This window comes from Leptolyngbya sp. Heron Island J (genome assembly GCF_000482245.1).
GTDB lineage: Bacteria > Cyanobacteriota > Cyanobacteriia > Phormidesmidales > Phormidesmidaceae > Leptothoe.
Map to the genome: position 1 here is coordinate 84,974 of NZ_AWNH01000112.1, position 14,376 is coordinate 99,349.

General features: G+C 48.0%; 12 protein-coding genes. 9 read left to right on the forward strand and 3 right to left on the reverse strand.

What is annotated here, in order from left to right; all coding sequences use genetic code 11:
• Positions 1–137: 137 nt before the first annotated feature.
• Positions 138–476 (reverse strand): hypothetical protein, encoded by a 339-nt coding sequence (locus N836_RS69195; protein ID WP_023076440.1) that lies wholly within the window; start codon positions 474–476, stop codon positions 138–140.
• A 377-nt stretch (positions 477–853) separates the two neighbouring features.
• On the opposite strand from N836_RS69195, the gene N836_RS69200 reads away from it, so the two are divergent.
• Positions 854–1,960, forward strand: a complete 1,107-nt coding sequence (locus tag N836_RS69200; RefSeq protein ID WP_023076441.1) for an ABC transporter ATP-binding protein — start codon at positions 854–856, stop codon at positions 1,958–1,960.
• A 206-nt stretch (positions 1,961–2,166) separates the two neighbouring features.
• Here N836_RS69200 and N836_RS69205 read toward each other — a convergent pair whose 3' ends face one another.
• Entirely contained in the window at positions 2,167–3,042 is an 876-nt protein-coding gene (locus N836_RS69205) for a shikimate dehydrogenase (RefSeq protein WP_081717017.1), read from the reverse strand.
• A gap of 142 nt (positions 3,043–3,184) precedes the next feature.
• Here N836_RS69205 and trpB point away from each other — a divergent pair, with 142 nt between their 5' ends.
• The 8 genes from trpB (at position 3,185) to N836_RS69245 (ending at position 12,027) form a co-directional block, all read left to right on the forward strand.
• Positions 3,185–4,441: a tryptophan synthase subunit beta gene (trpB, locus tag N836_RS69210; RefSeq protein WP_031294447.1), complete on the forward strand. Its 1,257-nt coding sequence runs from the start codon at positions 3,185–3,187 to the stop codon at positions 4,439–4,441.
• Positions 4,442–4,528: 87 nt separating this feature from the next.
• A complete protein-coding gene (locus N836_RS69215; protein ID WP_327058734.1) occupies positions 4,529–5,194 on the forward strand; it encodes a ribonuclease H-like domain-containing protein in 666 nt (221 codons plus the stop codon).
• 322 nt (positions 5,195–5,516) lie between these two features.
• Positions 5,517–6,296 carry a glucose-1-phosphate cytidylyltransferase gene (gene rfbF, locus N836_RS69220; protein ID WP_023076445.1) on the forward strand — a complete coding sequence of 260 codons (780 nt, stop codon included), beginning with the start codon at positions 5,517–5,519 and terminating at the stop codon, positions 6,294–6,296.
• A gap of 291 nt (positions 6,297–6,587) precedes the next feature.
• On the forward strand, positions 6,588–7,700 hold the full coding sequence (gene rfbG, locus N836_RS69225; RefSeq protein ID WP_023076446.1) for a CDP-glucose 4,6-dehydratase: 1,113 nt from the start codon (positions 6,588–6,590) through the stop codon (positions 7,698–7,700).
• A 27-nt stretch (positions 7,701–7,727) separates the two neighbouring features.
• Entirely contained in the window at positions 7,728–8,261 is a 534-nt protein-coding gene (rfbC, locus tag N836_RS69230; RefSeq protein ID WP_023076447.1) for a dTDP-4-dehydrorhamnose 3,5-epimerase, read from the forward strand.
• A gap of 162 nt (positions 8,262–8,423) precedes the next feature.
• Positions 8,424–9,722 carry an NAD(P)H-dependent oxidoreductase gene (locus tag N836_RS69235; RefSeq protein WP_023076448.1) on the forward strand — a complete coding sequence of 433 codons (1,299 nt, stop codon included), beginning with the start codon at positions 8,424–8,426 and terminating at the stop codon, positions 9,720–9,722.
• 455 nt (positions 9,723–10,177) lie between these two features.
• A complete protein-coding gene (gene rfbC, locus N836_RS69240; RefSeq protein ID WP_023076449.1) occupies positions 10,178–10,735 on the forward strand; it encodes a dTDP-4-dehydrorhamnose 3,5-epimerase in 558 nt (185 codons plus the stop codon).
• Positions 10,732–12,027: an NAD(P)H-dependent oxidoreductase gene (locus N836_RS69245; protein WP_023076450.1), complete on the forward strand. Its 1,296-nt coding sequence runs from the start codon at positions 10,732–10,734 to the stop codon at positions 12,025–12,027. The genes rfbC (N836_RS69240) and N836_RS69245 overlap by 4 nt, the downstream gene beginning before the upstream one ends.
• A 154-nt stretch (positions 12,028–12,181) precedes the next feature.
• Here the strand turns inward: N836_RS69245 and N836_RS75480 are convergent, their stop codons facing one another.
• Complete coding sequence (locus N836_RS75480) at positions 12,182–14,365, reverse strand: response regulator (RefSeq protein WP_023076451.1); 2,184 nt, start codon at positions 14,363–14,365, stop codon at positions 12,182–12,184.
• Positions 14,366–14,376: the final 11 nt, after the last annotated feature.

Below are 14,376 nucleotides of genomic sequence, written 5' to 3' on the forward strand. Positions count from 1 at the left end.
TGATCCCTAAACACATATCTACAGGTGTAAGAAATTAACAGTCGCTGCTCACATAAAAAGACAGGATTGGTGAGTTGCATGTCGAACCCACCAATCCTGTCAATCAACTAGCTGAGACTAGGGGCAGCTATCAGCAATTAGCCTTCGCCGCCTTCGCCACCTTCGCCACCTTCACCGCCTTCGTCGCTTTCGCCGGTGACTGCCTCTTTGGTATCTTCGACAGCACCCTCAACGGTTTCTTTAACTTCACCTGCTGTGTCCCCAGCGGCATCCACGGCCTCGCCTGCAGCATCAACAGCCTCGCCTGCGGCATCGACAGCTGCATCACCGGCAGTATCTACAGCTTCACCAGCGGCATCCACGGCCTCACCCGCAGCATCAGTGGCGTCGTTGACCGCATCGGTAGTACCACCACAAGCAGCTACTGCCGCTGCCACACCCAGACTCAAAAATAATTGAATTGCACGAATCTTCATTTTGCTATCTCCGTTTTGATTGGGATGGTCAAACCATCAGGAAATCATTTTGCCTACAAACGACATCTTTCCTTCCTTTGATAAAAAAAACTGTTGTAATCGCTGGGTTTGAATAAGTCAGCTATGGCTAAGGATGGAGGAAGGAAGAAGGAGAGATGAAGAAAATATCTGAAATAGTCAAGTTTTAAGGCTCTAAATCGTCTTAGCTAACCCGTCATCGGCTATATCAAATGAATTTCAAGTATACGAACGCCGTTACGTAAATCGGTCATTAATGCAGCAATGGGTAGTTGTGGCTATATGATTACCGTAGGTGTTATTGCTCTCTAGTCTCAATAACTGCCCTCTACTAATACGCTTTGATTGCACCAACCCCTATGCCTACGGCCTCCCAGGTTTCTGATTCAACATCAACGGTTTTAGCAACGGTATTACAGCTCCATCAAGTCACTAAGCAATACCATCAGCAGACCGTACCTGCTATCGATCAGGTTAGCCTTCAACTGCACCAGGGTGAGCTGCTAGCTCTGTTGGGCCCGTCGGGCTGTGGTAAAACTACCTTGTTGAGAACCATTGCAGGTTTTGAGACCCCTGAAAGAGGATGGATTGAATTGGCTCAGCAGCCAGTGTGTGGTCAGGGTGCCACTGTTCCTCCTGAGCGTCGTGATGTTGGTATTGTTTTCCAGGATTACGCTCTGTTTCCCCATCTGTGTGTGTTTGACAATGTTTCCTTTGGTCTTAAGCATCTCAGTCGTCATCGGCGATTGTCCAACAATCAAATTCAAACCTCAGTCAAAGAGGCGATTCATTTAGTAGGGCTAGCGGGGTTTGAGCGACGCTATCCCCATGAGTTGTCTGGGGGCCAGCAACAGCGGGTTGCCCTGGCACGGGCGCTAGCGCCACGTCCTTCGTTGGTCTTGCTAGATGAGCCTTTCAGTAATCTGGATGTGCAGGTGCGGCTCTATTTGCGTCAGGAAGTTCGTAGCATTTTAAAGGGAGTAGGGGCTTCCGGCATCTTTGTTACCCACGATCAGCAAGAGGCCCTGGCGATCGCGGATACGGTTGCAGTCATGCGAGCGGGCCGTATCGAACAATTGGGTAGCCCTGAAGAGATTTATGAGCAGCCTGCGTCTAAATTTATTGCTGATTTTGTAACCCAGGCTAACTTTATTCAAGCCCATCGGTCGGCTGAGGGATGGCAAACGATCTTGGGGTTAGTGGATGACTCGATGGTGCAGCCAACTGATCAGGGATCAGGTAGCTTAATGCTGCGTCAAGAAGAGCTGCATCTCGAATCGGTAGATACTAACGAAACAGCATTGGTGATTTGCGATCGCGAATTCCTGGGTCGTGAGTATAAATACACCATCGTTCACCCCACCGAAGGGAAGCTGCAAGCACGAACCCCCGCTCGTTTCGATGTGGGCCAGTCTGTGAAAATTATGATCAAGCCTCACCCTGCGAGCTTGCGCGTGTTTATCTAGACACCGATCAATCAATACACACTAAAGATAGAAAGACTCACAACTAATCCCGAAGAGAAAGCCACGTCGCTAACATGAGCGACAGAAGTCAATAGTTGTTATATCCCAGTCAAAGTCTCACGCCGAAGTCCAGCCCTGGCATGCTGGAGACTATCTGACTATCAACAACTCTCAACAATTCAGCACTAACAACAATATTGCTCACATTAGCTAGCATGAGCCAACAATGCCTGGCGCATCACATCAACCGGGGGTGTTTGCTGTATCCAGATTTCTAAGGCGGCAGCTCCCTGTTGCACCAACATTTCTAAGCCATCAAAGGTCACCAATCCAGCGGCTTGCGCCAGACACAGTAGTTGAGTGGGACGTGGTGTGTAGATCAAGTCATAAACAATAGTTTGCTGCGCCAGTAAATCAAGTTGTGAGGCTTGCAAGGGAGTCGCCTCAATGTTGGGAGCCATGCCAATAGGGGTTGTGTTTACCACTAGGCCTACCCCTGGTAGCAGTTGGTCCAATGCGTGCCAGGGATGAACCGACACACTCGGTTGTAACGAGGACATCTGCCAACTTTGGGCAAATGCGTCTAGTTTGTCAATGTTGCGACCCACCACCAAAATTTCTGGACATCCCAGCTGATGGCAAGCTGCGACCACCGCACGGGCAGCCCCACCATTTCCCAGAATCAGGGCGGGTGAATTCGTCCAATCTTGTCCCAGGGCCTGTAATGGTGCCACAAAACCAGCGGCGTCTGTGTTGGTGCCGCACCAGCCTCGCTCACTCCACCACACGGTGTTAACCGCTCCAATAGCCTGGGCTACTGCCGAAACCTCCCTCAGCAATGGCATGATGGCTTGCTTGTGGGGGATGGTGATGTTAAACCCTTGTAAACCTATGGCTGCAAAGCCATCAATAGCCGTTTTAAGCTGCTCTGGCGCAATGGGAAATGGTAAGTAGACATAGTCGATGCCCAGGGTTGCGATCGCAGCATTGTGCATAATTGGCGACATTGAATGCTTGACCGGATCACCAATCACCCCCAGCAGCCGAGTTGTGCCTTTAATCGTCAACGGTTTGATAACCACAGGTTTATGTTGTGAAAAGATGCGTAGCGCTCCCAATTACTTATAATGAAACCTGCTACCTGGCAAGACATCTGAACCTTTCGGACGTTTTCACCAGAGCAATGTCTGCTCACCAACCACCAGATTTACACCCGCAACTGCCGTGACTGTCACTCCGCTTTCTTCCTCCGTTTCACCTCAACTGACTGCAGCTGAGGTGCGCCCCGATAAGCTAGGCCGCTTTGGCCGCTTTGGTGGCAAGTATGTACCCGAAACCTTAATGCCTGCCCTGACGGAGCTGGAAGAGGCTTTTTATACCTATCGCAATGAGTCTGAATTTCAAGCAGAGCTAAATGGATTGCTCAAGGATTACGTGGGACGAGCTAATCCGCTTTATTTTGCTGAACGGCTCACCGATTATTACGCTCGACCGGACGGCAGCGGTCCCCAAATCTACCTCAAGCGCGAAGATTTAAACCACACTGGGGCTCATAAAATTAATAACGCCCTTGGTCAGGTGCTGCTGGCCAAACGCATGGGCAAAAAGCGAATTATTGCTGAAACGGGTGCCGGTCAGCATGGTGTAGCAACGGCAACCGTTTGTGCTCGCTTTGGCATTGACTGTGTGATTTACATGGGTGTTCATGACATGGAGCGTCAGGCTCTGAATGTATTTCGCATGCGGCTAATGGGGGCTACGGTCCAGCCGGTGAGCTCGGGTACAGGCACCCTTAAAGATGCCACTTCTGAAGCCATTCGTGACTGGGTAACTAATGTAGAGAGCACCCACTATATTTTGGGGTCAGTGGCTGGTCCCCATCCCTACCCAATGATTGTGCGAGAATTCCATGCTGTTATTGGTCAAGAAACTCGCGCCCAGTGTCAGAAGAAATGGAGTGGTCTGCCCGATATTCTAATGGCCTGCGTTGGCGGCGGCTCTAATGCCATGGGGCTATTCCATGAATTTATCGATGAGCCCTCTGTCCGCATGATTGGCATCGAAGCGTCAGGTGAAGGGGTAAGCACTGGCAAGCATGCGGCTACGCTCACCGCTGGGCGCGTGGGTGTACTGCATGGAGCCATGAGCTTTTTACTGCAAGATAGCGATGGCCAGGTGATTGAACCCCATTCCATCAGCGCCGGTCTTGACTACCCTGGTGTGGGACCTGAGCACAGCTACTTGAAGGAAATTGGTCGCGCAGAATATTACGGTGTAACCGATCAAGAAGCCCTGGATGCCTTTCAGCTGTTATCCCAACGCGAGGGTATTATTCCAGCCCTAGAAACGGCTCACGCCTTTGCCTATCTAGAGAAATTATGTCCTCAGTTAGAGGGTAGCCCTAAAATTGTGATCAACTGTTCCGGGCGTGGTGATAAGGACGTACAAACCGTAGCCAAAGTGCTGAAGTTTGATAGCTGATTAGGGTATGGGGCAGTGGTAGCTAAGCGTGGCCTTGTGCTTGAGCACACGGTCCTTACTTGATTCTATTACTGCCGTAGTCCACCTTTGCCAACTCTAATATTGATGTCACCAGAGGAAGTTCTGAACTTGGAAAACTTTGAGGTTTGCGATCGCGACATTCCCGCTTCTTTGCTGGAGCGCTACTTAGCTACCACCGCCATCGCCATTGATACCGAAACCATGGGGCTTAACCCGCTGCGTGATCGTCTTTGCTTAGTGCAACTTTGCGATACGGCTGGCTACACCTCAGCGATCCGTATTGAACGGGGACAGACCAGCGCTCCCAATCTGCAGCAGCTGCTTGAAACCCCCAGTATCGCAAAAATCTTTCATTTTGCCCGGTTTGACCTTGCCACTCTCCAGCATCACCTGACTATTGAGGTTAACCCCGTATTCTGTACCAAAATTGCCAGTAAACTGGCCCGCACCTACAGCCCTAGACACGGTTTGAAGGAGTTGGTGAAGGAAATCGTTGGTGTTGAGTTAGATAAAACCGCCCAAAGCTCTGATTGGGGGAATGTATACGAACTAACGGATGAACAGTTAGCCTATGCGGCTAACGATGTTCGCTACCTGCATGAGCTATCAAAACACCTGACACTGATGCTGCAGCGAGAAGGCCGCTGGCATATAGCTGAAGCCTGTTTTCAATGTTTACCCACCTTTATCCAGCTAGATTTACAGCAGTATCAAAATATTTTTGAACATTAACTGTAGCCAACTCTAGTTTGCTGGGCCGACCCACCTGGAAGCACCAGACTCTAATTTCTGGTGGCTAAAACGCATATTGGCCATCGCATAATTACTGTCGTAAATCGAGCGAGGCAGCCATACCCCTTGAATTTCCTAAACATTCCGGAATGTTTAGGAAATTTGCGGTGAAGTATAAAGTATGGCGGAGGTTTTTCTATCACTCCTTTATGGAGGATCTCTCCTATGTAGAGTTTCTTTAAAGAAGCTCGTCTGTCAATGGTGTTTGCTATGTCAGTGCGCCATTAATGTCATCAAAGGTGTTCGTTAATTTATTACTTATATGAAAGCTGTCATCCTCGCTGGTGGTTTGGGTACTCGCCTAAGTGAAGAAACTGCAATTAAGCCAAAGCCCATGGTAGAAATTGGCGGCAAGCCAATTCTTTGGCATATTATGAAGATCTATTCCCACCACGGCATCAATGATTTTATTGTTTGCTGTGGCTATAAGGGCTACGTCATCAAAGAATATTTTGCTAACTATTTTCTTCACATGTCAGATGTTACGTTTGACATGCGCTTTAACCAGATGAACGTTCATGCTGGTAAAGCAGAGCCCTGGCGTGTAACCTTGGTAGACACAGGCGATGCCACCATGACCGGCGGTCGTCTGAAGCGGGTTAGAGAGCATATTGGCAATGAAACTTTCTGTTTCACCTACGGTGACGGTGTTTCTAATGTGAATATTACTGAGCTGATTGAGTACCACAAACAACAGGAAACCAGTGCTACGCTCACAGCAGTACAACCGCCAGGACGATTTGGCGCAATTATTCTAGAAGAAGGTCAGACTCAGATTAAAAGCTTCCGTGAAAAGCCTGAAGGTGACGGGGCTTGGATTAATGGTGGTTATTTTGTGCTAGAGCCTGAAGTTATCGACTACATCGATGCTGACGAAACTGTTTGGGAACAGCAACCTTTAATGAAACTTGCCAATAAAGGTGAGCTGTCAGCCTATAGACATGATGGTTTTTGGCAGCCTATGGATACTTTACGAGATAAAAACCGTCTAGAAACTCTGTGGCAACAAAAGCAAGCACCTTGGAAAGTTTGGGCATCCTGATTTTCTCAGGAACGGGGCTAGCTCCCATCCATCTTACTGCTTCTACTCAGTCATTTCTAAATGAGTTGCTGATCCTGCTGGGATGCTGGTGCAAACGCTTTATTGTTGTTGTGTCTTAGTAGATTTGAACCGGTATGTTGACCCTACCTCAAGCCATGAATGCTCAAAATTCTTGGGGTAGGGGCATCGGTTTGATATTCAGATATGGATATTGAGTATCTAGCTTGGATGTTGGGGAACACTCGGAATTTACTACAACTCACATCAGATAAATATTAACTGGATCAATTTATGAGTTCTCAATTTTGGCACAGCAAGCGTGTTCTTATTACCGGACACACTGGCTTTAAGGGCAGTTGGTTATCCTTATGGTTGCAGCAGTTAGGGGCTAGCGTTGTGGGCTACTCCCTTGAGCCACCTACTGAGCCTAATTTGTTTACTGTGGCCAATCTTGCCCAAGGAATGAACTCCATCCAGGGAGATATTCGTGATTTGGCTAAACTCCAGGCTGTCATGAATGAGTACCGGCCTGAAGTGGTGCTTCACTTAGCGGCCCAGCCCCTGGTGCGTTATTCCTATAAGAACCCGATCGAGACCTATGCCACCAATGTGATGGGGACTGCCCATGTGTTGGAGGCTATTCGTACCACTGGTGGTGTGCGAGCAGCGGTTATGATTACCACTGACAAGTGTTATGAAAACAATGAGTGGGTTTGGGGATATCGAGAACAGGATCGTCTGGGCGGTCATGATCCCTATTCCAATAGTAAGGCCTGTGCTGAACTTGTAACAGCGGCCTATCGTAATTCCTATTTTTCAAAGGATAATGTTGCGATCGCATCTGCTCGAGCAGGCAATGTGATTGGTGGTGGTGATTGGGCTCTAGATCGCTTAATTCCTGATATGGTTCGAGCCTTTAGCGCCGATCAGCCTGTGCTGATTCGTAACCTCAATGCCATTCGTCCCTGGCAGCATGTGCTAGAACCGATTTCAGGCTATTTAAGCCTGGCAGAACACCTTTGGAACGATGGTGCAACCTACGCCGATGGCTGGAACTTTGGCCCCAACGATGAAGATGCCAAACCAGTTTCCTGGATTGTTGAAAAGCTAAGCAATCTGTGGGGTGACAATGCCCGTTGGCAGCTTGATGGCGGTGTTCATCCCCACGAAGCAACCTACTTAAAACTAGACTGCTCAAAAGCTAAGCAAACATTAGGTTGGGCACCACAGCTAACGCTAGCCACAGCGCTAGAGTGGACCGTGGAAGTCTATAAAGCCCATCTACAGGGTGATGACATTCAGGCACTGATGGGCCAGCAGATCGAGCGGTTCCAACAACTATCTCAGGGTGATAACACTTCTACCAGTCAGTCTCCAACAGAAAGCGTGCTTTCTCCGGTTTGACCCTGCTATCAACCTATCCCTGAGTCTATGATCAAATTTGTTAAAACCCCTTTAGAGGGGGCGTTTGTGGTGGAATTACCTCGGTATGGGGATCACCGTGGTTTTTTCTCTCGCTTTTTCTGTGCTGAGACATTTAAAGCGCAGGGGCTCGCCCACTCCATGGTTCAATGCAATATCTCCCGCTGTAGTTACCGTGGCACTCTACGGGGACTACACTATCAAACAGCTCCTGCTCCAGAGGCCAAATTCATTCGCTGTACTCGCGGTGAGATTTGTGATGTGTTGGTTGATATGCGTCCCGAATCGCCAACCTATCTAAAGCACTACACGATTCAGCTAAGTGCTGATGCCAATCAGGCCATGTACATTCCAGAAATGTGCGCCCATGGCTATCAAGCCTTGCAGGATGATACGGAGGTGATGTATCTCACCTCTAATGTCTACAATGCTCAGTATGAGAAAGGGCTGCGCTATGACGATCCGCAGATCGGGATTCAGTTACCGATGGCCGTCACCGAGATTTCTGACAAGGACAAAAGCTGGCCTGATGTTTTGCCCTAGTTAAACTCCGTAGCAAAGAGAGTTTTAACAGATACGCCGATCTGTTATTGAGTCGACTGGCTATCTTCATAGCTCAATTAGGGGGAAGTCCATAGCTCTTTGTCGGTCAGTAGATCAGTAAATTTGTTGTTTATTTATTTCATTCGCTGAGGCACATATATAATGCTTATTGTTGATACCGCCCTAAAAGCTAGAGAAGAAGAGAAGTGCCCCGTTCGTGTGGGTATGATTGGCGCAGGTGCCATGGCTCGGGGCATTGCCATGCAAATTATTCAATCGACACCTGGTATGCGGCTGAGTGCGATCGCAAACCGCACAGTTGCATCAGCACAGCGTGCTTACGAAGAATCTGGTCAGCAGGACAGCACAGTTGTTGACTCTCTAGCCGACTTAGAAACAGCTATCTCCAAGCAGCATCCTGCCATTGTTCAGGATCCGCTGCTGCTAGCCCAGTCAGAATCCATTGACGTCATTGTTGAAGCAACAGGCACGATCGAGTTTGCACTTCAATCCGTCTTTGCCGCCATTCGACATGGCAAACACGTTGTTCTAATGAACGCTGAATTAGATAGCACAGTTGGCCCTATCCTCAAGGTATACGCTGATCGCGCGGGCGTCATCTTAACTGCCTGTGATGGTGACCAGCCAGGGGTGGAGATGAATCTCTACCGGTTTGTTAAAAGTATTGGTCTTACCCCCCTTGTCTGCGGCAGCATGAAAGGGATGCTAGATCATTACCGCACCCCCAGTACCCAAGCTAAATTTGCTAAGCAATGGGACCAGGGCGTTCATATGGTCACCAGCTTTGCCGATGGCACCAAAGTCTCATTTGAACAAGCAATTGTTGCCAATGGTACTGGGATGACTATCGCCCAGCGTGGCATGTTGGGGTACGAACACCGAGACCATATCGACAACATGACCGATATGTATGATGTCGACCAACTCAAGGAACTAGGTGGCATCGTAGAATATGCCATTGGTGCTACCCCAGGCCCTGGTGTATATGTGTTTGCCACCCAAGAAAACCCCATACATCAGCGCTATCTTGACCTGTATAAGCTAGGCAAAGGACCTCTCTACAGCTTTTATACGCCGTATCACCTCTGTTATTTTGAGGTTCCTATGTCTATTGCTCGCGTCGCCCTATTCAATGATGTGATCTTAGCCCCTGACGGTGCACCTAAAGTAGATGTTATCACCACCGCCAAGAAAGATCTTGCTGCCGGGGAGACCTTAGATGGCATTGGTGGGTATACCTGCTATGGTCAATGTGAAAAAGCCGATATAACCTACCAACAACAGCTACTGCCCATGGGTCTCAGTGAGGGTTGTACCCTAAAACGCCCTGTGTCTAAAGATACTGTCATTACCTACGATGACATTGTGCTACCCAAAGATCGACTATGCGATCAGCTGCGGGCCGAGCAAAATACTTACTTTGCTTCTGCCTTTAAGTAAGCACGGTAGCTTAATTCTTTATAAATTCCAGTTAAGTCACTTGAAACATTAGTTTCTGCTCTAAAGCCTCCAAAAATGGGGGCTTTTAGTTTATTTTCCCCAAAATCATTGAATAGCAGGGACCTCGATCTGTGGCAGCTGAGTCTGTCTATTTAAATAACTACCAATTTGTCATCGAACTATTGATGTTGTACAACCAGTGACAGCTTTTAATCGTAGCCATACAAACTGAGTCAGATATGTCTTGTCGCTTCAATCTTTCCATATCAGCTCTCTCAGACTCTCGGTATGACTGCAACTGAGTTAATAATGGCTCTCCATGATAAAGTCGCGCTAACTTTAGTAATGTTGCATGGTACAAATGGCTAAGAACGCTTTCCACATTGGAAAAAGCTCTTGGACTAATAGAACCATATTGTTATGTTTCTAATATCTGTTAGCAGATTTCATCATCTATGATCTTTAACGACACCTCGATTCAAGGGGTCTATGTTATTGACCTCGAGCAACTTCAGGATGACCGAGGATTCTTTGCCCGTACATTCTGCAAGCAAGAGTTTGAAGAACGTGGCTTACAACCTGTCGTTGCCCAGTGCAGCCTTTCCTTTAATTATAAAAAGGGCACCCTGCGCGGAATACATTTCCAAATACCCCCTGTCACCGAAGCTAAGCTAGTCCGTTGCACCCAGGGAGCGATTTACGACGTCATTGTTGATTTGCGAGCAGGCTCTCCAACCTATCTATCCTATCTGGCTACAGAGCTGACGGCGGAAAACCGTAAGCTTCTATATGTTCCTGAAATGTTTGCCCATGGCTTTCAAACATTAACGGATAATACTGAGGTAGCTTACCAGATCACCGAATTTTACACTCCTGGCTATGCGCGAGGACTGCGTTATAACGATCCCAAATTGGCCATTGACTGGCCATTACCAGTCACCACCATTTCCAACAAAGATACCAACTGGCCTTTGCTATCTGACCAACCAGTTTCCTTAGGAACGTCATTATGATTATTGTAGACACAGCCCTCAAAGCTCGCGCTGAAGCAGGCGCTCCCGTACGTGTAGGCATGATTGGTGCTGGCTTTATGGGGCGGGGCATCGCCAACCAAATTATTAATTCCGTACCTGGTATGGAATTAGTCGCCATTTACAATCGCCACTTGGATGGGGCTAGGAGAGCTTATCAAGAAGCAGGTGTAGAGACTATCCAGACAGTGAGCACCCTAGCAAAACTAGAGGATGCTATCACCAAGGGCAAACCAGCAGTAACTGAAGATGCTTCGCTACTGTGCAAAACAGAAAATATTGACGCACTCGTAGAAGTCACTGGCACTATCGAATTTGGTGCCCAGATTGTGATGGAAGCCATCAACAATCAAAAGCATGTCATTCTCATGAATGCAGAGCTCGACGGTACTGTGGGTCCCCTACTTAAAGTCTATGCCGACCGGGCGGGCGTAATATTATCTAACTGTGATGGTGATCAACCCGGTCTAGAAGTTAACCTCTACCGTTATGTTAAGAGCATTGGGTTTACTCCCTTACTATGTGGCAATGTTAAGGGGTTGCAGGACCGCTATCGCAATCCGACTACCCAAAAAAGCTTTGCGGCAAAATGGAAACAGGCTGCCCATATGGTCACCAGTTTTGCTGACGGTACCAAAATCTCCTATGAACAGGCAATTGTTGCCAATGCAACCGGAATGCAAGTAGCTCGGCGTGGCATGTTGGGCTACGAGTTTAGTGGTCATGTTGATGATATGACCCACCTCTACGATGTAGAACAGCTCAAGTCCCTTGGGGGAATTGTTGATTATGTTGTTGGTGCTCAGCCTGCCGCTAGTGTCTTTATCTATGCGACCAACGATGACCCCAAACATCATCACTATTTGAAATACTACAAACGTGGAGAAGGTCCTCTATACAGCTTCTATACTCCTTATCACATTTGCCATTTTGAAGTCCCTTTATCCTTAGCTCGTGCTGTTCTCTTTAACGATGCGGTCATGGCTCCCCTGGGTAAACCTAGGGTGGATGTTGTTGCTTCCGCTAAAACAGATCTTAAAGAAGGCGAAACTTTGGATGGTATTGGCTACTACATGACCTACGGTCAATGCGAAAATGCTGATGTAGCTCTAGCACAAAAACTATTACCTATGGGCCTTGCAGAAGGTTGTAAACTTAAACGATCAATTGCTGAAGATGCTGTAATTACTTACGATGATGTGATTCTGCCAGAAGGGCGATTCTGTGACAGGCTTCGCTTTGAACAAGACGCATATTTTGCTACAGCTGTGTAGCTTTTTCAATATCAGCAAGGAGAGGGGCGGCTAGGACAAATGAGAGCCTTGAGACTTGACTAATTCAAGCATCTGCTTCATTCCTCCGCCCTCATGCTTCTGTCCTTAGATATATAAGTGTTCAAGCGTTCTAGTATCGGGGCAGAAGCCACATTTAGCCAGGCTCTGCTAAGTAGGGTTGTAGGTGTGGGCGCAATGCGGCACGAGCCGCCATGGCATGTTCAAATCGTTTACCTTGGTTCTGTTGAATCAATTTATCAAACCACTCTCCTATCGGTTCTCCAACAGAAGCGAATTGACGCCACGGTAAGTCACCACTAACGGTGGGAAGCGTAAGCCGATCGATCGATTGCCCTGTCAAAGCCTGTAGACCAATTAGACCGAGGGCATACACATCGCTGCTCATGGCCGGTCGGCCAATGCGCTGTTCTAGGGGCTGATAGTCTCGCTGCATTAACAGCTGCTTACGATATTCAGCAGACTGCTGACTAACGCCGATCATCACTCGTTTACCTAGACCACTATCGACAAGCACCATGGATTGGCCTGAGTTTTCTCGACCATGGGTTTGAATAAAGGAGTCATCCCTTAAGCCGGCGTGTACCTGATTGTGTCGATGAAATATGCCAACTTGTTCCAGTAGTCGATCCATCAGTAACAGTACTGATTCTAGTTGCCAGGGTGTTTGCAACTTAGCTTGTAACAACTGTTCCTGATTAAACGTTTCGCCTAACCCGTGGATAATGTAAAACGTGTTGTCTACTTGTCCGTAGGTATATCCTGGGAATAAGGAGCGTAAGGCTTCAAACTTTTCTGTTTCTTTTTCCATGACCTGCTTTAAAAGCTCGGCCGTATCTGGGGAATAGGCTTTGAGTGTCTGCAGTAATACTAGAGAATCTGTTTGTTTATCTAGGGCTATAGAAATGGGCCCTAAGGGTTCTTGACGCAGAAAATATTGGACCTGATAGCGCTGGGCTGCAAATCGAGAGAACGTTGTTTTAGGAACTAGTGAAATATTAGCGACTGCTGACTGTGTGCCAGCTTTGGGAGAATTGGCAGCCTTGACTGTTTGAGACGTAGTTTCAGCGGGTTGGTCTAGCTGGTTAGAGTTAACGGGCTCAACCGGCTGTTGTGTTGCTTTTACGATCGCTAGTTGAGTTTCGACACGGGCCAAGGTGACGGCAAAATCGATAGGTTTTGTGATGTAATCATTTGCGCCTAGTTCAAAGGCCTTAACCATATCATCACTTTGAGCTTTTGCCGTTACCATCAATACAGGCAGCTGATTACGGGAATAGGTTTGCCGGATACGTTTTAGGGTCTCGATACCATCGATGCCTGGCATCATGATATCTAGCAATACCAGAGCCACATTTTTGTTGTGTTGAATGTAGTCTAAGGCTGCTTCGCCGCTATCTACAACCACTGACTGATAGCCACGGCGATTAAGACGTCGACTCAGCATGTCACGATTATCTTCGTTATCGTCAACGACAAGGATGGGCAAACCGCTGAATATATTGTTGGGTTTGTCAGGGGATGGCGTTGACGAGTTGTCTGCTGGTGCTGTGCTGGCAGCAGGTGTTACCGGAGGAACGACCGAAACGTCCGAACTAATCGGGGTGACGGGGGCAATGGGGGGCACTGAGACATCTGCAGTAATCGGGGTGAATTGCTCAGAACTCACTGATGTGTCGGCAGGATCAGCGGTAATTGGAGTTACTGAACCTAGCGGAGTCCCTGGGGCATTCGAGGTATCTGTGGTGATCGGAGTATCAGAGTCTAGTGGGGTGACGAAAGCCGCAGGTGATGTGAGCGGTGTGACTGGCACAGTTGGGACTATTGGAGAGATGGGAGCTACCGAAGCTGCAGGTGGAGTAATTGGGGTAACTGATGAAATTGGAATGACTGGTGCAGCTTTTGTTTCGGAAACGGTGGTGGTTTTTGAGCTATCGGTCGAAGTGGCCAATTGATCTTTGGCCAAGAAGGCTTTGATCTTGCTTAGTAGTCTCTTGAGATCAATTGGTTTGGTGTCATAGTCATCACAACCTGCAGCCAATGCCTGGTCGCGATCGCCACGCATGGCATGGGCAGTCAGTGCAATAATGGGCACCTGCTGTGTATGGGGTTGGGCCTTTAATCGCCTTGTTGCTTCCCAGCCGTCGATCACTGGCAAACTCATGTCCATAAGAATTAGATCAAATGGCTGAGCAGATGCGATCGCAATCGCTTCAGCACCATCTACAGCGACAGCCAAATCATATCCACGACGACGAAGACGTCGACTTAGCATGTCACGATTTAGCTCGTTATCTTCAACCAATAAGATTCTTGCCATAATCCCCTCAA

Coding starts and splice junctions, on each gene's coding strand:
- rfbF (WP_023076445.1), top strand. CDS start 5,517: ATGAAAGCTGTCATCCTCGCTGGTGGTTTGGGTACTCGCCTAAGTGAA.
- N836_RS69235 (WP_023076448.1), top strand. CDS start 8,424: ATGCTTATTGTTGATACCGCCCTAAAAGCTAGAGAAGAAGAGAAGTGC.
- N836_RS69195 (WP_023076440.1), bottom strand. CDS start 476: ATGAAGATTCGTGCAATTCAATTATTTTTGAGTCTGGGTGTGGCAGCG.
- N836_RS69245 (WP_023076450.1), top strand. CDS start 10,732: ATGATTATTGTAGACACAGCCCTCAAAGCTCGCGCTGAAGCAGGCGCT.
- N836_RS69200 (WP_023076441.1), top strand. CDS start 854: ATGCCTACGGCCTCCCAGGTTTCTGATTCAACATCAACGGTTTTAGCA.
- N836_RS75480 (WP_023076451.1), bottom strand. CDS start 14,365: ATGGCAAGAATCTTATTGGTTGAAGATAACGAGCTAAATCGTGACATG.
- rfbC (WP_023076449.1), top strand. CDS start 10,178: ATGATCTTTAACGACACCTCGATTCAAGGGGTCTATGTTATTGACCTC.
- rfbC (WP_023076447.1), top strand. CDS start 7,728: ATGATCAAATTTGTTAAAACCCCTTTAGAGGGGGCGTTTGTGGTGGAA.
- rfbG (WP_023076446.1), top strand. CDS start 6,588: ATGAGTTCTCAATTTTGGCACAGCAAGCGTGTTCTTATTACCGGACAC.